The sequence below is a fragment of the Streptomyces sp. YIM 130001 genome (assembly GCF_003574445.1).
Taxonomy (GTDB): Bacteria; Actinomycetota; Actinomycetes; order Streptomycetales; family Streptomycetaceae; genus Streptomyces.
On sequence record NZ_KZ984554.1, the window covers coordinates 105,266 to 124,063 of the forward strand.

General features: G+C 70.7%; 15 protein-coding genes. 6 read left to right on the forward strand and 9 right to left on the reverse strand.

The window, feature by feature from the left end:
- Window positions 1-43 precede the first annotated feature (43 nt).
- The 4 genes from DSC45_RS14195 to DSC45_RS14210 all read right to left on the reverse strand — a co-directional run bounded on the left by DSC45_RS14195 (window position 44) and on the right by DSC45_RS14210 (window position 7,658).
- Window positions 44-4,528: an alpha-(1->3)-arabinofuranosyltransferase gene (locus DSC45_RS14195; RefSeq protein WP_119290777.1), complete on the reverse strand. Its 4,485-nt coding sequence runs from the start codon at window positions 4,526-4,528 to the stop codon at window positions 44-46.
- Window positions 4,525-5,244, reverse strand: coding sequence for a class I SAM-dependent methyltransferase (locus tag DSC45_RS14200; RefSeq protein WP_205571328.1), 720 nt, complete (start codon window positions 5,242-5,244; stop codon window positions 4,525-4,527). The genes DSC45_RS14195 and DSC45_RS14200 overlap by 4 nt, the downstream gene beginning before the upstream one ends.
- On the reverse strand, window positions 5,241-6,437 hold the full coding sequence (locus tag DSC45_RS14205; protein ID WP_119290779.1) for a glycosyltransferase family 4 protein: 1,197 nt from the start codon (window positions 6,435-6,437) through the stop codon (window positions 5,241-5,243). The genes DSC45_RS14200 and DSC45_RS14205 overlap by 4 nt, the downstream gene beginning before the upstream one ends.
- 273 nt (window positions 6,438-6,710) lie before the next feature.
- A complete protein-coding gene (locus DSC45_RS14210; RefSeq protein ID WP_119290781.1) occupies window positions 6,711-7,658 on the reverse strand; it encodes a cell envelope lipid trafficking protein PgfA in 948 nt (315 codons plus the stop codon).
- Between the two features lie 206 nt (window positions 7,659-7,864).
- Here DSC45_RS14210 and DSC45_RS35715 point away from each other — a divergent pair, with 206 nt between their 5' ends.
- On the forward strand, window positions 7,865-8,017 hold the full coding sequence (locus DSC45_RS35715) for a hypothetical protein (RefSeq protein WP_162929220.1): 153 nt from the start codon (window positions 7,865-7,867) through the stop codon (window positions 8,015-8,017).
- A gap of 4 nt (window positions 8,018-8,021) precedes the next feature.
- Complete coding sequence (locus tag DSC45_RS14215) at window positions 8,022-9,218, forward strand: PucR family transcriptional regulator (protein ID WP_119290782.1); 1,197 nt, start codon at window positions 8,022-8,024, stop codon at window positions 9,216-9,218.
- Between the two features lie 258 nt (window positions 9,219-9,476).
- On the opposite strand, the gene DSC45_RS14220 is transcribed toward DSC45_RS14215, so the two are convergent.
- A complete protein-coding gene (locus tag DSC45_RS14220) occupies window positions 9,477-9,938 on the reverse strand; it encodes a MarR family winged helix-turn-helix transcriptional regulator (RefSeq protein ID WP_119290784.1) in 462 nt (153 codons plus the stop codon).
- Between the two features lie 103 nt (window positions 9,939-10,041).
- On the opposite strand from DSC45_RS14220, the gene DSC45_RS14225 reads away from it, so the two are divergent.
- A complete protein-coding gene (locus tag DSC45_RS14225) occupies window positions 10,042-11,064 on the forward strand; it encodes an NADP-dependent oxidoreductase (RefSeq protein ID WP_119290786.1) in 1,023 nt (340 codons plus the stop codon).
- Between the two features lie 107 nt (window positions 11,065-11,171).
- Complete coding sequence (locus tag DSC45_RS14230; protein WP_119290788.1) at window positions 11,172-11,597, forward strand: organic hydroperoxide resistance protein; 426 nt, start codon at window positions 11,172-11,174, stop codon at window positions 11,595-11,597.
- A gap of 116 nt (window positions 11,598-11,713) precedes the next feature.
- On the opposite strand, the gene DSC45_RS14235 is transcribed toward DSC45_RS14230, so the two are convergent.
- A complete protein-coding gene (locus DSC45_RS14235) occupies window positions 11,714-14,284 on the reverse strand; it encodes a M14 family zinc carboxypeptidase (RefSeq protein WP_119290790.1) in 2,571 nt (856 codons plus the stop codon).
- A 133-nt stretch (window positions 14,285-14,417) separates the two neighbouring features.
- On the opposite strand from DSC45_RS14235, the gene DSC45_RS14240 reads away from it, so the two are divergent.
- Window positions 14,418-15,257 (forward strand): EI24 domain-containing protein, encoded by an 840-nt coding sequence (locus DSC45_RS14240; RefSeq protein ID WP_119290792.1) that lies wholly within the window; start codon window positions 14,418-14,420, stop codon window positions 15,255-15,257.
- Between the two features lie 152 nt (window positions 15,258-15,409).
- Here DSC45_RS14240 and DSC45_RS14245 read toward each other — a convergent pair whose 3' ends face one another.
- Window positions 15,410-16,351 carry an SGNH/GDSL hydrolase family protein gene (locus DSC45_RS14245; RefSeq protein WP_119290793.1) on the reverse strand — a complete coding sequence of 314 codons (942 nt, stop codon included), beginning with the start codon at window positions 16,349-16,351 and terminating at the stop codon, window positions 15,410-15,412.
- A 253-nt stretch (window positions 16,352-16,604) separates the two neighbouring features.
- Here DSC45_RS14245 and DSC45_RS14250 point away from each other — a divergent pair, with 253 nt between their 5' ends.
- The gene (locus DSC45_RS14250) at window positions 16,605-17,099 is read left to right on the forward strand and encodes a DUF3145 domain-containing protein (protein WP_119290795.1); all 495 of its coding nucleotides are present in this window, start codon (window positions 16,605-16,607) and stop codon (window positions 17,097-17,099) included.
- A gap of 77 nt (window positions 17,100-17,176) precedes the next feature.
- On the opposite strand, the gene fabF is transcribed toward DSC45_RS14250, so the two are convergent.
- Both fabF and DSC45_RS14260 read right to left on the reverse strand, forming a co-directional pair.
- Window positions 17,177-18,439, reverse strand: coding sequence for a beta-ketoacyl-ACP synthase II (gene fabF / locus DSC45_RS14255; protein WP_119290797.1), 1,263 nt, complete (start codon window positions 18,437-18,439; stop codon window positions 17,177-17,179).
- Between the two features lie 85 nt (window positions 18,440-18,524).
- Window positions 18,525-18,773: an acyl carrier protein gene (locus DSC45_RS14260; RefSeq protein ID WP_119290799.1), complete on the reverse strand. Its 249-nt coding sequence runs from the start codon at window positions 18,771-18,773 to the stop codon at window positions 18,525-18,527.
- Window positions 18,774-18,798: the final 25 nt, after the last annotated feature.

Sequence of the window (18,798 nt, forward strand, 5' to 3'; positions counted from 1 at the left end):
GGCCCGATCCGGGCCGGGGAGACGGTTGTTCATCGGCAGTCGCTCATCGACTGTCGTTCCCGTCCTCGCCGGGCGGCGGGTCCGACGGCGGCCGGGTCGCCCTGAACTTCGGTTTGCCGAACGGCAGTCGGGTGGTCTCCGGATCCGGATCGGGTGCGGCCGCACCGGGCCCGCGCGCCGAGACCGTCGGCCCGGCGGTGCCGAGTGGCGGCGTGGCCGAATCCGGCCCGGCCGGCCCCGGGTTCGCCCCCCGTTCACGGCGAGGCAACGGGGTGGTGGGCGGACCCTGCCGCGACTCCGCCGACCCCACCGGTGCGCCGTACGCAGGACCCGCGGGCGGCACCGGACCGTAGTACGGCGCGGGCCCCGGCGACGCCACGGGCTCGTTCTCCTGCTGCTGGTCCCGTACGGTCACCAGCGCGGCGAACACGGCGATCAGCGCCAGGAGTTGGGCCACCGGCGAGAACGCGCCGGAGTCCTCCGACACCGCCTGCCCGGCCCCGACGGCCGCGACCGCTCCCGCGGCAGCCATCGCCACGAACGCGATCGGCACAAGCAGCGCGTGCCGCCACCAGGCCAGCACCGCGAGCGCCGGCACGAGCAGCGCGAACGGACCCGCGACCACCACACCGACCAGCGTCAGGACGACCGCACCGAGCACGAACCCGGGCCCCGGCGCCACCGGCGGCACGACACCGGCCTCCGTGTCGGGGTCGGTCTCCCTACGGCGGATCAGCGCGAGACCGATCAGGAGCAGCAGCGCGACGGCCCCGCCGATGAGACCGACCTGATAGGTGGTGGCCGGTTCGTAGGTCAGCTCGATGGTGCCGCTGGCGTCGGCCGGCACCAGCCAGCCCTGCTGCCAGCCGTCGAGCCGCACGGTCTGCAGCTCCTTGCCGTCGACGGTGGCCTTCCAGCCGTCGTTGACGTTCTCGTACATCGTCAAGTACGAGGCGGCGCCCGCTCCGACGGTCAGGGAACGCTCGTCGCCGGCCCAGTCACGTACCGACATCTCCCGCTCGGTGGTGGCCGGAGCCTCCGCCTCGCCGCTGGTGAGCGAGACATCGGTGAGGGCGAGCGGGCCTTGGTCGCCGGCCTCGACGCGGTGCGTGCCGCTGCCGAGCGACACGGTGCCGTCCTCCTCCTCGCCGGCGCACAGGGTGACCTCGATCGGCTTGCGCTCGGTGAGATCACGGACCGAACCCTTGGCGCTGGTCGCGTGCAGAGTGCCGTCCACGGCGAGCGGCGGTCCTTGGCCGCAGCCGAGTTCGAAGGTGGCGTCCTTCTTCGGCTGCGGAGTGCGGTACTCCTCGAGAGCCGGCACATGGACCTCGGTGAGACCGACCGGCAGCTGCGTCTTCCGGTCCGCGAACGGGTTGTGCACCGTCAGCGGCGCACTCTCGGTGATGGTGATGTCGAGCCGGTCGGTGGTGATCGGCTCGAACCGTGCCCAGCCGTTCTCGTCCACTCCGGCGACCGCCGCGCCGTCGGGGGAGCTGATCTCCACCTTCTGCGGTCGGGCGGACAGGCCACCGGCGGCCGGCAGCACCAGCTCGCTGATCTCCTTCTTGTCCGGCCAGCGCAGATGCAGTACGGCGGAGTCGCCCGCGATCCACGCACTGGTCAGGTCGCCGTCGGTGAGGTTCCGCGGCGAAAGCCCGGCGCCGAGCTGCGCGGTGGAGTCCGCGGTGATCTTGATCTGCTGCTTCTGCTCGGGCGCCACCTCGTAGAGCAGCTCGTCGAGTTCCTTGCCCGGTACCGGGATCGCCTGGGCGGAGACCTGGTAGTCGCCGCTGCCCTCGGTGTCGAACCGGCGGTGCAGACCGTTCTCGGCGGCGACGGGGGACAGGCCGCCCGGGTCCGCCGCCCGGTGCAGCGAGTACTGCGTGGCACCGGCCTCGGATCCCTCGGCGTCCGCCGGCAGGCTGAGCATCCGGGTCACCTGCACGTCCGGGATGCTGATCTCGGAGAAGCCCGCACCGGAGGCCGACGGCTGCGGTTTCTGCACATCGAGGATGGTCAGCTTCATCCAACTGGAGCCGCCCTGCCGGGCCTTGATCTTCTGCGGCTGACCGTTCGGCTGCAGCGTGGAGACCGCGCTGCCGGCCTGCGTCTCGACCTTCACCCGGGTCGGCGCGGCGCGCACTCCGCTCTGCGGCAGCGGCGTGACGGTGAAGTCGGCCGGTACGTAGGTGCGTTTGCTGAAACCGATCCGCAGCCACTCACCCTCGGGCGAGGACGCGGTGCCCTCGGCCCAGGCGGTGTCCGGATTGCCGTCGAAGGCGTTCACCGGGTCGAACTGGGGCAGGTGGAAAAGCCAGTTGCCGCTGGACGAGGCCGTCACCGACTTCGCGCCGCGCAGCACGGCCGTCGTCTGATGCCCGACACCCTCGTTCGGCAGGATCTGATGCGGCTTCTCGCCCGGGTTCTGGACGCTGCCGCTGTGGTTCCGCTCGTCCTTCGTATAGGTGTAGGACGTATGGGAGTTGATCAGGCCGAAGCGGGTGTCGGCGCGACGCAGCCCGTCGCCGACCGTCTGCAGCGGCGGCTTCCCGAGGCCCGGATGGTTGTCGCCGGTCAGGACGGTCGGGCGGTCGCGCATCGCCGGGTCGGCGGACAGCGGAAGGAGTGACTCGGGGCCGCCGCTGACCACGGCCGTGTTGGCGACCGGCTTCAGACCGGCCTGGCCCGGCCGCTCGGTGTCGTCACCCGGCCGGTAGATCTCCACCGCCCGCTGGCGCGGGTAGAGGCCCTCGACCTGGATGGGGGTGTCGTCGGCGATCCGGCCGCCGGTCATCTTCGGCCCGAAGCCGGTGGCCCGCTCGTACCCGGAGGACTCCAGGGTGCGCTTGACGGTCGCGGTCGGTACGTAGCCCATCTGGTCGGGGTCGAGGTCGTTGCGTACGACGACGTAGTGCAGCCCGGCGCGACTCAAGTAATCCTGCAGGCCCGGAACTTCACCGCCGGTGAGCAGCGCCTGCTCGACGGCGTCCATGGCGCGCCGGTTGCCGGGTGCGCCGAACGGCACATAGTCGCGCTGCGCCCAGCGGGACTCGGCGAGCACATCGAGCGGCTGGTCGATGGTCGAGCCCCAGGTGTAGATGCCGTGCGCGGTGGCAGGCACCACGAGCGACCTCGAGTCCGGCGAGTTCTTCTTCAGCCAACTGGCCGTCGTCTTCCAGTACTTGGGCAGCTCCTGGAACGAACCCGGCTGCAGGATCGCCCCGCTGGCGTACGGCAGGAGCAGCCCCGGCAGCACGAGCACCGCGGCGATCAGCGGCGCGAAGCGGCGCCCGCGCACCGGCCGCGCACCGCGCGCCTGCGCGGCCACCCCGACCAGATGCATCAGACCGAAGGCGAGTGCGAGTCCGAGCCCCGTCTGGAACTTGTAGATGTTCCTGAACGGCACCAGAGCACCGTCGAGCAGGTCCTGCACGACCCCGTGGAACGGCGCGCCGAACGCGCCGCCGTATCCGGCCAGCGTGACCAGGACGACCGACACGACGGTCAGCACCAGCCAACGCCGCTCCGGCAGATCGCGGCGGGCCAGCCCGGCGAGCCCGAGCGCCGCGGCGAGGGCGGAGCCGGCGATGGCGAGCCAGCTCGCGGCGACCGCCCAGCCCGCCGGCAGCCAGGCCTCACCCATGTTCAGGTACGCCACCCAGTTGCCCGCCCCGCGCAGTGCCTCGGTGGCGGACATGGTCTCGGTGGTGGTCTGCGCGTTCTCCACGTACGGCAGGAAGTTCTCGCCGTGCAGTCCGAGCATCAGGAGTGGCACGACCCACCAGGCGGTGGCGAGCAGCACCCCCGGCACCCACCACAGGATCAGCCGTCGCTGCCGAGGACCGCGCGGCCGGGACAGCAGATACAGGCCGACGGGCAGCAGCGAGGCGAGTGTGGAGGCCGCGTTGACCCCGCCCATGAACGGGATCACGAGTGCGGAGCGCAGCGCCGCATTACGGGCACTCAGCCGCGGATCGGCCAGCGGCAGCAGCACCCACGGCAGCACCGCACCCGGCAGCGCGGCCGCCGAGGTCGAGCCGACGACGATGGTGAAGGCGGGCCACAGGGCGAAGGCGGCCGCGCCGACGAGCCGGGCGCGGGAGTTGCCGATGCCGAAGCGCTCGGCCAGGCGCAGCGCACCCCAGAAGGCGGCGGCCACGATGAGCGACATCCACAGCCGCTCGGCCAGCCACACCGGTATCTGCAGCAGATCGGTGAGCGCGTAGTACGGCAGCATCGGGAAGGCGTAGCCGACGTACTGGTTGGTGATGCCGCCGAAACCGGCCTGGTCGCTCCAGAGTTGGCCCAGATCGCCGAGGAAGCGCCAGGGGTCGCTGGTCACCCCGAGCTTGGTGTCGAACGTCTGCCGCCCGGGCGAGGCCGCGACGAACAGGACGAACACCAGGGCCCAGACCCCGAGCAGCCACCCCCGGGACCGCGGTCCCTCGGGCGGATCCGCGGCGGGAACCGTGGTCGGAGCCGGCACCCGAGGTGGCAGCTGAGGGCTCTGGACCGTGCTGGTCATGGACACCGCCGGAGAATGAGGAGGAGGTTCCAGGTGGCGACTTCTCGCAGGCCGGGCACCTTGGCGACGGCTCCGGCGAGGAACGGCCAGTAGCGGGACCTGGCCGAGACGACCTGGACGTCGTCGCGGGCCCGCACCTGTTTGAGGGTGGGCCCGATGTGGATGGCGTGGAGGTTCTCGCCGAGGGTGTGCTTGACGGGCTTGCCGGTGCGGCGCTGGTAGCGGCTGACCGCCCGGTCGGCGCCCAGGTAGTGCCAGGGCGCCCATTCGTGGCCGCCCCACGGCGAGTACCAATTGGTGAACGAGACGTAGATGAGCCCACCGGGCCGCGTCACCCGGACCATCTCGCTGAGGAACGTCCCCGGATCGTCCACGTGCTCGAGGACGTTGGAGGAGAACGACACATCGGCGACGCCGTCCGCGAGCGGCAGCAGATAGCCGTCGGCGAGCACGGTGCCCTCCGGCGGACGGCTGCCGATCTCACCGGCGTCGGGCTCGAAGAGGTAGCTCTGCGCGCCGCGGCGCCGGAACTCCTCGGTGAAGTAGCCCCCGCCGCCGCCGATGTCGACGACGACGCGGTCCTTCAGCGGGACGTAACGCTCGACCTGGTTCGCCGCGTCCCGGGCGAGCAGGGTGTACGTGTGCTCGGGGTCCTGCTGTTCGCGCATGAACGCCCGGAACAGCGTGACCGATCTGCGGATCGACGGGTCCTTCACGTGCGCCGGCCCTTCGTTCTGCGCGGATCTCCCGGCGCGCTCGCCGCGGCTGCCGTCTCCACCGCCTCGGCCGCGACGGCGCGGAACTGCCGGACGGTGTTGGACCAGCGATAGTCGGCCGCGCGGTCGGCGGCGGCCTTGCCGAAGGCGGTACGGCGCTCCGCGGACAGCGCGAGGGTGCACCAGGCGGCGGCGAAGGACGACTCGCCGCGGGCGAGCACCCCGGTGACGCCGTCCTCGATGGAGTCCCTGAGACCGGGGACGTCGAAGCCGATCGCGGGCGTGGCCCGGGTCGCGGCCTCGGTGACGACGAGCCCCCAGCCCTCGACGGCGGACGGATGGAGCAGCAGCCAGGCGGCGCAGAGCAGGCGGTGCTTCTCCGCCTCGGATATGTGCCCGGTGAACTGCACGGAAGGACCGGCCATCCGCTCGAGGCGCTCGCGCTCGGGACCGTCGCCGACGATGACGAGCCGCCCGCCGGTAACGGGTCTGACCCGCTCCCACAGGCGGAGCAGCAGATCGATCCGCTTGTACTCGACGAGCCGTCCCATCGCGAGGAACAGTGGCTCGTCGCTGCGGGGTTCGAGCGGCCCGGGCTCCTCGACACCGTTGTGCACGATGCGGATCCGCTCGCCCGGCACCCCGATCGACTCGAGCGCACCGGCGGTCGAGGGCGACACCGCCACCAGGAGATTGCCGCGCTGCGCGCCGGCCAGCGCCCAGTGCTCGAGCTTGCGTCCGAGCCGGGCCGCGGGGGCCGGGTAGCGCATCCCCCACAGGTCGGTGTGCACATGGTTGACCAGGCACAGGGTGGGTCCCCGGTGCCACAGCGGTGCCAGGTACGGCATGCCGTTGCAGACCTCGACGAGCAGATCGCAGTCGCCGACCTGCCGGGTGAAGGTGCTGCGGGCCTTCAGGTAGTGGCCCAGGTCCCCGCCCGCAGAGACCACCCGGTAGTCCCGGTACGCGGCTGGGCCGCCGCACAACAGGGTGACCTGGTGGCCGCTCCGGGTGAGCCCGTCGGCGAGCTGGTCGACGAGCAGTTCGGAGCCGCCGGCGGCCGCGTTGCCGAGGTCGCGGCGGGACAGGAAGACGATGCGGCGAGGGTGCGGTGCGGCCGTGCCCGGCACGGCACGGTGCAGAGCCTCCCGGGGCTGTGAGTCGCGCAGGGAAGGAGGTACGTGCTGGGGCATCCGTGCTCCAACTCGTCTCGGGGTGCGGTGACGGAGATGCGATGGCAGGTGGTGCGTTCCCGGGCCCCTCGCAAGGGGCCGGGACTGACCGGGGAGGCCGTGGAGCGGGGGATGGTGGTGGAACTCCGTTTGTCCGGCAGCCAGTTGTCTGTGTGCTGGCTGTGTTCATTCGGTGGGGATGGACAGTTTTCGCCGACGCGTTCGATGCGGCTACTCACGGAAGTGACAATTTCACGCGCAGTTGACACTGACGTCTCATCACTTCGTTGTGAATTACTGCGTGGATCGCGGTTCCCGGCCCCGTACGACCAGAACACCGCCCACCGCCACCACCGCGAGTCCGACGCCTCCGGTGCCCACCGGCAGTACCTCGCCGACGAGTTGGAGCCGGCTGCTGTCGTCGTCGGCGAGAGCCACCTGCTTCTTCTGCGTGTCGGCGTTGAAGACCATCTTCTTGCTGTCGAGCAGCACCACCGCGTCCTTGTCCGAACCCGGCTTGCGGAGCGTCTTCCTGGGACCGATCTGGGCGTTGATGATGCGGCCGGTGCGCTCGTCCACGACCAGTTCGATGCCGTGGTTGGCGTACCACTCCTCGGCGAGGACCTGACCGGCCTTCGAGCCGACCAGAGTGCCCGGGACCTGGCGTGTTCCGGTCTTGGCCGGCTCCACGGAACCGGTGAACCGGAGCCCCTCGTAGCCCTGGATCTTCTTGGTGCCGCGGTACTTCAGCGGCACGGTGGCGCCGAGGGTGTTGTCCCACCAGGTGTACGAGCGCTTCTCCACGTCGAAGGGGAACTTCAGGTACGCCTCGCCCTCGAAGTACGGCTCCTCCTGGCAGCAGTGCACCGGGGAGTTGGTCTGCCGGTCGGTGACCCAGCGCTCCAGGGTCCACTGCAGCGAGTCGTGCGGATCCTCGGCGGGCAGCGACTTGTCCGGATCCACCGAGGTCGACACGTCCCAGATGGCCCGGCCGCTCTTCTCGCTGTCGGCGACGTCGCCGCGGACCTGGCGGGTGATCGTCAGGTTCTCGTCTCGGACGGTCTCGACTTTTCCGGTGTCGAAGTACGCGCCCTTTCCCTCGAAAATTGTGGTCACGTCGATGTCCACGGGCGTGCGCTTGGCCCGCGGTTCGACGTACCAGGCAAGCATCGGTGCGAGTACCAGGAGGAAGACCCCGACACCCAGCACGATCAGCGAAAACGGGGAAGCAGTACGGCGCATCCGGGTACTCCAGAGGGTTTTGGGGCGGCTCGGAGGAGGCTCACTGCCGCGAGAAAACGAGTCGGAAAAACGCACCTGCGCATCTGGGCCGGGAACCGTAGGCGCACCCTTGACGAACTGTCAATCGATTGTCGACACTGGGCTACTGCCGGTTGGGGCCGGCGGGGGACTGGTGGGTAACCTCCGACAGAGAGGCTGAACCTGCCATGCACAGACTCGTGGCCGCAGGACTCACCGCGGCCCTGGCCGCCGCACTCGCCGTGGGCGCGGCCTTCGGCATCGTCGCGATGCTCGACGCCACACCGGAGCAGCCGAACACGCCGCTCGTCACCTACGAGACGGCCCAGCGGGAGCGCTGACCGGATGCCCGCCCGATCGGCCTGGCGCGATGTGCCACGGCTGCAGGTGAAGCAGTTCGCCGCGCTCGCCATGGACGAAGTACCGCAGCTCGCGCAGGACATCCTGCGCGAGATCCGCCGCGAGTATCCCCATCTGCCCGTCGTGCTCGACGAGTCGGGCGAGCCGATGGCACTCGTGGGCATCCGGCGCGCCCTGGAGGGCTTCGTCAAGCAACTGGTGCTCACCGAGGGCCGGCCGCGCTATCTCCCGGAAGTCTTCCAGGAGTTCGGTCGCGGCGAGGGCCTGAACGGCCGCAGTCTCGACTCGCTGCAGGCCATCTACCGTCTCGGGGTGCGGCTGGCCTGGCGCCGCCTCGCCGAGATCGGGCAGCAGATCGAGATCCCGCCGCCCGCGATGTACGAGCTCGCCGAATCCGGATTCGAGTACTTGGACGGCCTGGTGGACGAATCGGTGCGCGGCTACGCGGAGGCGGCGGCCCGCCAGGCCGGTGAACGCCTGCGGCTGCAGCGCAAGTTGATGGAACTCCTGCTCGCCGACCACCCGCGCGGCGACCATGCGGACGCACTCAAGGAGCGGGCGGCCCGCGTCGGTTGGCCGCTGCCCGAGAGAGTGGCCGTCGGCGTCCTGCGCCGGCCCGCCCGCGAGGCGATGGCCCCGGCGGTTGGCCAGGGCGTGCTGCTCGACATGGAGACCGAGCAGCCCCGCATGGTCGTACCCGAACCGGGCGCCGCGGGCCGCCCCGAACTGCTGCGCCGAGCCATGGCCGGCTGGTCCGGCGCGATCGGTCCGCCGGTGCCGCTGGTGGACGCGGCGAAGTCGCTGCGGTGGGCGGAGGCCGCGGTCGGTCTGATGGGGCGCGGACTGCTGCCTGCGGGCGAGGTGTTGTTCTGCACGGAGCACACCGAGGCGCTGGTGCTGCTGCAGCCCGAGGAGCTGATCGACGACCTGGCCGGCCGCTGCCTCGCGCCGCTCCAGCTCTGCGGGCCCGCGCATGCGCGGCGGCTCGCGGAGACCTTGCTCGCCTGGCTCGAGACCCGGGGCGGCGCCCCGGAGGTGGCCTCCCGCCTCGGCGTCCACCCCCAGACGGTCCGCTACCGCCTGCGCCAGATCCGCGAACTCTGGGGCGACGAGATCGACGACCCCGACCACCGCTTCCAGCTCGAACTGGTGTTACGGGCCCAACGCTTGAGGGGTTCCTGAGCCGAGCCGACATGCGGCCGGCCGTAGGGGAGGGGTACCCGGGGCGACCCCCACACCCGCCTGACACGCCCAGCCGTTCCGGCACTCCGAACGTGTCCGGCATGCCAGGTCGCTCCGGCACTCCGAGCCTGTCCGGCGATCGAGGACATCTTTCAGCCCGTCCGGCGATCGAGGACGAGGCCGCCAGGCCCACGCCTGGCACCTCCCCAGCCACCGCCCGGCGGCTGCGACCCAGGGCTCGGCCCCGTACCGCTCACCTCAGTCGCCGGAGGGGCTCGCTTCAGGGTCCAGCCCCAACATCCGTTGAAGCAGTCCGCGCAGGACGTATCGCTCGTCCCGGGACAGGGACGCGAGAGGCGCCCGCGCGAAATCCAGCCCGTCCCGCAACTCTCCCGCGGCCTCACCGCCGGCCGAGGTGACCGCCGCGAGCTTCACCCGCCGGTCCGCGGGATCAGGCCGCCGCTCCACCAGTCCCCGCGCCTCGAGCCGGTCCACTATCCCCGTCACGTTCGACGGCTCGCACTTCAGCTTCGCGGCGATCCGCCGCATCGGCATCGGTTCGAGCGCCAGCAGGCCGAGTACCCGAGCCTGCGCCCCGGTCAGCCCGTGCTGCGCCGCCGCCTGCTCGTACTCCTCGTAGTACCGCGCCACGACGGAACCGATCAGCTGGACCACCTCGAGGGTCAGGGGATCGGTCGGGGGCGTTCGGGTGCTGGCCATACCGCCGAGCGTACCCGTTTGCTTGACAACATGAAATATCCAGGCGCATGGTTGTTTCATCTACTGAAGTAAATGGCGCAGCAGCAATGGAGGCCGCATCCCCGTGACCGCACAGCCCGCACTCCCCGCCACCAGCCGTGCCTGGCACCTCGTCGCCCGCCCGCACGGCTGGCCGAAGCCCGAGGACTTCGCGCTGCGGGAGACCCCCGTCACCGAGCCCGCCGACGGCGCGATCCTGGTGCGCAACGTGCACTTCTCGGTCGACCCGTACATGCGCGGCCGGATGAACGACGTGAAGTCCTACGTCCCGCCGTACAAGCTCGACGCCCCCATGGACGGCGGCGCGGTCGGCGAGGTCGTCGCCTCCGGCTCCCCGGACTTCGCCGTGGGCGACCACGTCGTGCACGGACTCGGCTGGCGCGAGTACGCCGAGGTCCCGGCGCGGCACGCCACCCGCATCGACCCCTCGGCCGCCCCGCTCTCCGCCTACCTCGGCGTGCTCGGCATGCCGGGCCTGACCGCGTACGCCGGACTCCTCGAGGTCGCTTCCCTCAAGGAGGGCGACACGGTCTTCGTCTCCGGCGCCGCGGGTGCCGTGGGCAGCCAGGTCGGCCAGATCGCCAAGCTCAAGGGCGCCGCCCGCGTCATCGGCTCGGCCGGCTCGGACGACAAGGTCAAGCTGCTCACCGAGGAGTACGGCTTCGACGCGGCGTTCAACTACAAGAACGGCCCCGTCGCCGAGCAGCTCAAGGCGGCGGCCCCCGACGGCATCGACGTCTACTTCGACAATGTGGGCGGCGACCATCTCGAGGCCGCAATCAGCCGGGCCAACCTGCACGCCCGCATCGTCATCTGCGGCATGATCGCGAGCTACAACGCCACCGAGCCCACCCCGGGCCCGCGCAACATGGCCATGATCATCGGCAAGCGGCTGCGCATCGAGGGCATGCTCGTCTCGGACCACAGCAACCTGCAGCCGCAGTTCGTACGGGACGTGGCGGGCTGGATCGCCTCGGGCGAACTGAAGTACCGCGAGACCTTCACCGAGGGCGTCGAGAACGGCGTGGACGCGTTCCTCGGCGTGCTGAGCGGCGCGAACACCGGGAAGATGATCGTCAGTCTGTGAAGGGCGCGGTTGCGCCACCCGGCGCGACCGCGGTTAGTCTTCATGGAGCAGATCGCCGGGGGTCGTGGGCGCGAGCCCCGGGCGACGCAAGAGCAAGGAAAGCAGATATGGGCATCCAGCACTCCGACGTGAAGTACACGGCCGTCGCCACCGCCGAGAACGGCCGTGACGGCAAGGTCGCCACCGACGACGGCAAGCTCGACGTCGTCGTCAACCCGCCGAAGGAGATGGGCGGTTCCGGCGCGGGCACCAACCCGGAGCAGCTCTTCGCCGCCGGCTACGCGGCCTGCTTCCAGGGCGCCCTCGGCGTCGTGGCGCGCAACGAGAAGGCCGACATCTCCGGCTCCCGCATCACCGCCGAGGTCGGCATCGGCACCAACGACGACGGCTTCGGCATCATCGTCACCATCAAGGGCTCCTTCCCCGGCCAGGACGAGGCGACCGCCAAGGCCCTGCTCGAGAAGGCCCACCAGGTCTGCCCGTACTCGAAGGCCACCCGCGGCAACATCACGGTGGACCTCGCGGTCGTCTGACCAGCACACAGCGCGCCGTACGCGGCACCGGCAGCCGTGCGCTGCCGGCTCCGCGGGACAGCACGAGGGCGGCCCCTCCGGACACCGGAGGGGCCGCCCTTCGCCGTATGGCCCGGCTACCGCGCGGAGTCGAGCAGCGCCCGGCCCACCTGCGGGAACAGCCCCTTGGGATGCGCCCGGAACAGCGGCTCGGTGCCGAACAGGACGACCTCGGAGCCGTCCGCCGAGGTCCCGCTCACCACGGCCGCCTGCCCCGCCGCGTCGCCCGGACCGCCACTGCCGTCCTCCTTCGCGCGCCAGTGCCCGGAGACCAGCGGCCCGTCCGTCGCGTACGACTGCTCGGTGCGGACCTCGGGGCCGAGATCGGTGAACCACATCGGCGAGTAGACGAAGCTGTGCCGAGGCGCCTCACCGGTGAGCCGGCCGGGCGCGTTGTCGACGCGCACCACACCGTTCGCGTCGCCGTTGCCCTCGACCGCCTCGGCCGCGAGCAGGCCCGCGTCCGCGTTGAACGCGGCCCCCGTCGCACCGCGCGCCACCACACCGCCGCCCTCGGCCAGATAGGTGTCGAGCCCGCGCCGGGCCGTATCCGTCAGCTTCTCCCGGTCCAGGCCGGAGGAGACGAACAGGACATCTGCCCGCGAGAGGTCGAACCCGTCGTTGAGCTCCTCGGTCGAGACGGGCAGCACCTCGAAGTTCATCTCCCGCAGTGCGAACAGCTCACCCGGTGCGACCGCCGCCGCCACCCGAGTCCGGTGCAGCGCCTTGCCACCGCGTTCCCGCGTGGCATCGAACGAGACCTGGTACCGCTCGGCGAGCGATCCCGCCGCACGCCGCGCGGAGCCCGGCACGATCGCACCGCCGTCCTTCGCCGCCCGGGCCGGAACCCCGTCCCGCAGAAGCGAGTTGACGGCCGCGATCGCCTGCGGATCGTCCAGGGCCAGATGCAGATCACCGCGCGGCGCCACGTACCCCGCGCCGTTCGCCGCGGGGACCGTCCGCCGCGGGAAGTCGAGCCGGCCGTCCTCGACGGGCCGTACCGTCGCACCCCAGAGCAGCCCCAGACTCCAGCCCGAGATGTCGTACATCGTCGACACCTTGTCGCTGATGTCACGGCCGTCCGCGAGCAGCACATTGGCCAGGCCGCGCTTGGGCTGGTGCATGTCGACGACGTAGGAGTCCTTCGGATACGTCCTGCCGCCGAGCCGGAAGGCGCGCGTCGCGCGCTCCACCGTCACCTCGTTGTCCCGCAGATGGTCCACGAGCCGGGCCGCCGCCGTCCCCGACCGCTGACCGGAACCGGCCGGAATGACATACGCCCGCGGGAACTCGGTGGTGTACACGTCCTCGGGCCCGATGCCCGGCACCCCCGGCACGGTCTCCTCGGACACCGGAACCTGCGCCTCGCCCGCGTCACCCCGGCGGAACGTCTCGATCTGGTCCGCGATCAGTGCACCGCGCCGCTCCCGCGCGAAGTCCAGGGTCGCCGTCATCGCCGCGTCCGCGATGTCCGTGTTGATCGCCGCCCTGCGGCGCAGCTCGCGCACGGACAGTTCGTCGTACTCGTCGTTGTTGACGGCCATCGGGAACTCGATGGTGTGCGCCGCGACGCTGCCCTGCGCGGCGAAGTACTGCGGAGTGAAGATCGGCGGCCAGTCGTCCCAGCCCTCCTCCATGTCACGGAAGGGGATGACCGCCGGTTCCACGCCGTCCTTCTTCTCGGTGTAGCCGAGACCGTTGACCGCGGACTCCATGCCGAGGGCGTTGGCGTAGGTGTTCTTGAGGAACAGGTCGTACTCGTAGTTCTCGCCGTGCGGGGGAGTGGTCGGCTCGATCAGGGTGCCGTTCATGTACCCGTGCAGATCGATCATCACTGCCGGCTGCTTGTCGACGGCGATCCGCCGGATGGCCCGCGACTCGGGCTGGGAGGCGGTGACGAAGTCCCGGTTCAGGTCGAAGCCGCCCGCGTTCGCCCGGGTGCCGGCGATCCGGCCGTCCGGGTTCGCGGTGACGTTGAAGTAGAGCCGGCTGCTCGACAGAAGCTTCTTCGAGTCCGCGTCGTCGCTTTTCGCCAGTCTCTCGATCGTCCGCAGGGCCGCGTCGGTGCCCTCCCACTCGTTGCCGTGGATGTTGTTGTTGACGAAGACCGGAGTCTTGTAATCGGCCTTGATCTCCTTGTCCTCGGCCGCTTTCGCGGGCCGCTGACCGATCAGTTCGCGCATCCGCTCCTGGGAGCGGGCCTCGCGGGCCGACTCCGGCTCGGTGACCGTCACCAGATACAGCTGGTGACCGCCCGCGGAACGCCCCGCGAGCTCCACGCTGATCCGGTCGCTCAGCTTCTGCAGCTCGTTCAGCTTCGGAGCGATCGCGTGGTACGGAGTGAGGTCCAGCTTGATCGACTTGTCGTCCGGGTTCCGCTCGGGCGCATCGAGGTGCTGCTGCCGCGGATAGCCGCCGGTGTGCGACAGGTCCGTGTCGGCGCCGCGCAGCGCCCGCTCGGTGGCAGCCGCCGGCGCCTGCGCGGCCCGCTCGTCACCTCCGGCGGCGCCCGACTCGCGTACCGGGCCCGACTCCCGTACGGGACGCGGCGGATCGTCGTCCGGTACTGCGCTCGCGCCCGTCGGTGCGAGCAGCAGCAATCCCGCGGCGGCGGCCGTGGCCGTCAGGACCGGTCTCGTCTTTCCCACACGAACCTCCCGTAGATCGGTACGCGAGGTCTTACCGTCTCAACTCGCCGACCACAAGAGGGTCTTGACGGACCGAGCGCCCCCGGCCCCGGTGGCGACACGCCCCCGCAAGGCCGTTGGATAGGCTGCCGCCATGCGTGATCTTGCAGCCGGACTCGGGTATCTGTGGCAGGGCCAGCGCTGGGTGGCCGGTCACCGGCGCCAGTTCGGGTTCGGCCTGCTGCCGGGCCTCGTCACCCTCGTGCTCTACGCCGGGGCCCTCGTCGGACTCGCCTACGGGGCGGACGACTTCGTCGTATGGGCGACCCCGTTCGCCGAGGACTGGTCCGATCCCTGGGGCGGGCTCTTCCGCGGCTTCCTGGTCTTCCTGGTCTTCGCCCTCGGGCTGCTGCTCGCCGTGGTCACCTTCACCGCGGTCACCCTGCTCGTCGGCCAGCCCTTCTACGACGCGCTCTCCGAGGAGGTCGACCGTTCCCGCTCCCCGGACGGCACGGCTCCCGAGTCCGAACTCCCCTTCTGGCACGATCTGTTGATCTCCGGACGGGACAGTCTGCGGATCGTGGCACGGGTCCTGGTGTGGGGCGTCCTCCTGTTCGCCCTCGGCTTCCTGCCGTTCGTCGGCCAGAGCGTGATCCCGGCGATCGGCTTCTGCGTCACCGGATTCTTCCTCGCCGAGGAACTCACCGCGGTCGCTCTGCAGCGCCGAGGCGTCCTGCTCCGCGAACGGCTCACCCTGCTGCGTTCCCGCCGGCTGCTCGCCTGGGGCTTCGGCGTCCCGCTCGCGCTCGTCTTCCTGATCCCGTTCGTCGCGGTGTTCCTGATGCCGGGCGCGGTCGCCGGCGCCACCCTGATGACCCGCGACCTCCTGAACGAGCCGGGCCGCGACGAACCCGGGCCGGAGGACATGGCCGCCCCGGGGCAGCAGCCGACCACACCTGCACCCGGCGATCCGTCAGGACCGCGTACTTGGTGACACGCGGCCACCCTGTGCGGACCGGGCTCGCAGACCCGCCGAACAGCCCCGACGGCATCGTCAACGCGCGTACGTACCGCGCCGGCCTCGTCCGTCTGCCCGAATAGGCCACCGGACGACCGGAGTTCGTCGGCCGCTCCGCCGGCGAACCGTCAGGCGCCGGACTCGGCAGGGTTCTTGCGGGCGGTGACGGCGCGGAACGCCATCTCGGCGAGCCGTGACTGGCCGTCCTTGCTCGGGTGGAACCAGTCCCAGCGGCTCAACTGCCCCGTACCGAAGCGGTAGTCGAAGACCGCCCCGCCGTCGTACCGACAGCGGTCGTCACCCGCGCAGACCTCCTCGAGCACCTCGTTGTAGTCGATCACCCGGCGCTGTACGGCGTCCCTGCGCTCGACCGCGTCGGCGTCGAGCGCATCGGCGTCCTCGAGCATCGACGGGCAGATGCCCAGCTTCCACACCTGCTTGCCCAGCGGATTGCCGCGGCCCTGCGACCAGAGCCGCTTGAGATTGGGCACGCTGGACACGTACACCTGCGCCTTCGGCTGCTGGCGGCGCAGTACCGCGAGCGACTCCTCGAAGTCCTCCTTGAAGTCCTTCACCGACGTCATCGCCGAGACCGACGACCGGCAGGCGTCGTTCGCGCCCATCAGGACCGTCACCAGGTCGGGGGACCGGGCGGCCGCACGGCGCATCTGGCCGGGCAGATCGTCCATCGCCGCGCCCGACCGTGCGTAGTTCCAGCTGCGGGCAGCTGCCTGCTTCTCGCCGAACAGCCGCACCGCGAGACTGCGCACCCCGCTCTCACTGCCCGTGGCCCACGACGCCTCCGGGCAGTCGGTCAGTACTCCGCACGCGTCGAAGCCCCGCGTGATCGAGTCACCCACCGCGGCAAGCGAATTCGGGCTGCGGTCCCACAGCGGCGTCGGCTTGGGCGAGGGGCGGGCCTCGCCGCTGGTGGCGTGGGGTGCGGGATCGTCGCCGCCGTTCGCGTCGCAGCCCGCCAGTACCGCCGCAGCCAGCACTCCGGAGCCCACGAGGACCACTCCGACGGTGGTGAGAACGGAACGCGTCCTGCCGGTCCCCGCGTCCCGCATCTGCCCCGTCCCTCCATGACGCCGTGCCGTCCTGCCGAGTGAAAGCTCTGTGTTCCCCGCCTTTTGACCGACAGTACGTCACCCCATGGCCGCCGCCGCACGGTAGCTTGGCCCCAGCCGACCCGGGGAAACACTCCTTTTCCGAGTCCGCTAAATTACATCACGTCAGATCTGTCCCATTTGGGGAGAGATTGCTCGGCACGGGCGCGAGGCCGCTGGGGAAGGCGAACCTCGACCCACACTGGAGGTCCCGGTGACGACACGTGGAGTCCTGTACGTGCATTCCGCGCCCCGCGCGCTGTGCCCGCACGTCGAATGGGCGGTCGCGGGCGTGCTCGGCGTACGTGTGAATCTCGACTGGATCAGGCAGCCGGCCTCACCCGGCACCTGGAGATCCGAGTTCTCCTGGCAGGCGGAACCCGGCACCGCCTCCAAACTCGCCTCCGCACTGCGCGGATGGGATCTCCTCCGCTTCGAGGTCACCTCGGAACCGTGCGCGGGCTCCGAGGGTGAGCGGTACAGCGCCACCCCCGACCTCGGCATCTTCCATGCCGTCACCGGGATCCACGGCGACATCCTGATCCCCGAGGACCGGCTGCGCGCCGCGCTCAGCCGCTCCCACGAGGGCGGCAGCGACCTCGAGGCGGAACTCGCCCGGCTGCTCGGCAAGCCCTGGGACGACGAGCTGGAACCCTTCCGTTACGCGGGTGAGGGCGCCCCGGTCCGCTGGCTCCACCAGGTCGTCTGACACCGCTGCCCTCGGTGGTACGCGTGAGGCCCGCCCGGTTCTTCCGGGCGGGCCTCACGCGTACCACCGAGGTGCGGTCAGACCGACCGGAAGGCCAGGACCACGTTGTGGCCGCCGAAGCCGAACGAGTTGTTCACCGCGGCGATGGTGCCCTCGGGCAGCGGACGCGGTTCGTCGCGCACGATGTCCGCGTCGACGTCCTCGTCCAGGTTGTCGACGTTGATGGTCGGCGGAGCAAGCCGGTTGTGCAGGGCGAGGACCGTCGCGACGGTCTCGATACCGCCCGCGCCGCCCAGCAGATGGCCGGTCATCGACTTGGTGCTGGAGATCGCGACGTGGTCGAGGTCGTCGCCGAGCGTCTTGCGCAGCGCCTTGATCTCCGCGATGTCGCCCTGCGGCGTGGAGGTGGCGTGCGCGTTGAGGTGGACCAGTTCGGCCGGCTTGAGGTCCGTCGCGTCGAGCAGGTTCTGCATGGCGGCGGCGATACCGCGGCCGGTCGGCTCGGGCTGCGCGATGTGGTGGCTGTCCGCGGACAGACCCTGGCCGAGTACCTCGCAGTAGACCCGGGCGCCGCGCGCGGCGGCGTGCTCGGCCGACTCGAGGATCACGACGCCCGCGCCCTCGCCGAGCACGAAGCCGTCACGGGCCGTGTCGTAGGGCCGGGAGGCCTTCTCGGGTTCGTCGTTGCTCTTGGACATCGCCATCATGTTGGCGAACGCGGCGATCGGCAGCGGGTGGATCGCCGCCTCGGTGCCGCCGGCCACGACCACGTCGGCGCGGCCGGCGCGGATCATCTCGACCGCGTAGCCGATGGCCTCGGCGCCGGAGGCGCACGCGGAGACCGGAGTGTGCACGCCCGCCTGGGCGTTGACCTCGAGGCCGACGTTCGCCGAGGGGCCGTTGGGCATCAGCATGGGCACGGTGTGCGGGGAGACGCGGCGTACGCCCTTCTCCTTGAGTACGTCGTACTGGTCGAGGAGCGTGGTCACGCCGCCGATGCCGGAGGCGATCACGGCGCCGAGCCGGTCGGGGGCCACGGTGTCTTCCTCGCCGGCCTTGCCGGTGTAACCCGCGTCCGCCCAGGCCTCCCTGGCCGCGATCAGTGCGAACTGCGCCGAGCGGTCGAGACGGCGGGCGAGGGGGCGGGGCAGCACCTCGGCCGGGTCGACCGCCGCGAGAGCGGCGATCTTGACCGGCAGATCGGCGTAGCGCTCGCCCTCGAGGGCGACTACGCCGGAACGTCCCGCGATCAGACCTTCCCAGGTCGATGCGGAGTCGCCACCCAGCGGTGTGGTTGCGCCGATACCGGTGACGACCACGGTGCGATTGGTCGGGCTCACAGGAATTCTTTCTCCACGTCTCGGAATGGGGCGGTGGATCCGGAAACGAACGGCGCCACCGCCGGGTGGCGTACGAAGCGGGGGGTCAGCCCTGGTGCTTCTGGATGTAGTCCGCGGCGTCGCCGACGGTCTTCAGGTTCTTGACGTCCTCGTCGGGGATCTTGACGTCGAAGCGCTCTTCGGCGGCGACGACGACCTCGACCATGGACAGCGAGTCGACGTCCAGGTCGTCGGTGAAGGACTTGTCCAGCTGGACGTCCTCGACCGGGATCCCGGCGATCTCGTTCACGATCTCGGCGAGACCGGCGACGATCTCTTCCTGGGTGGCGGCCATTTTGGCGCTCCTTCGTATGTATCAG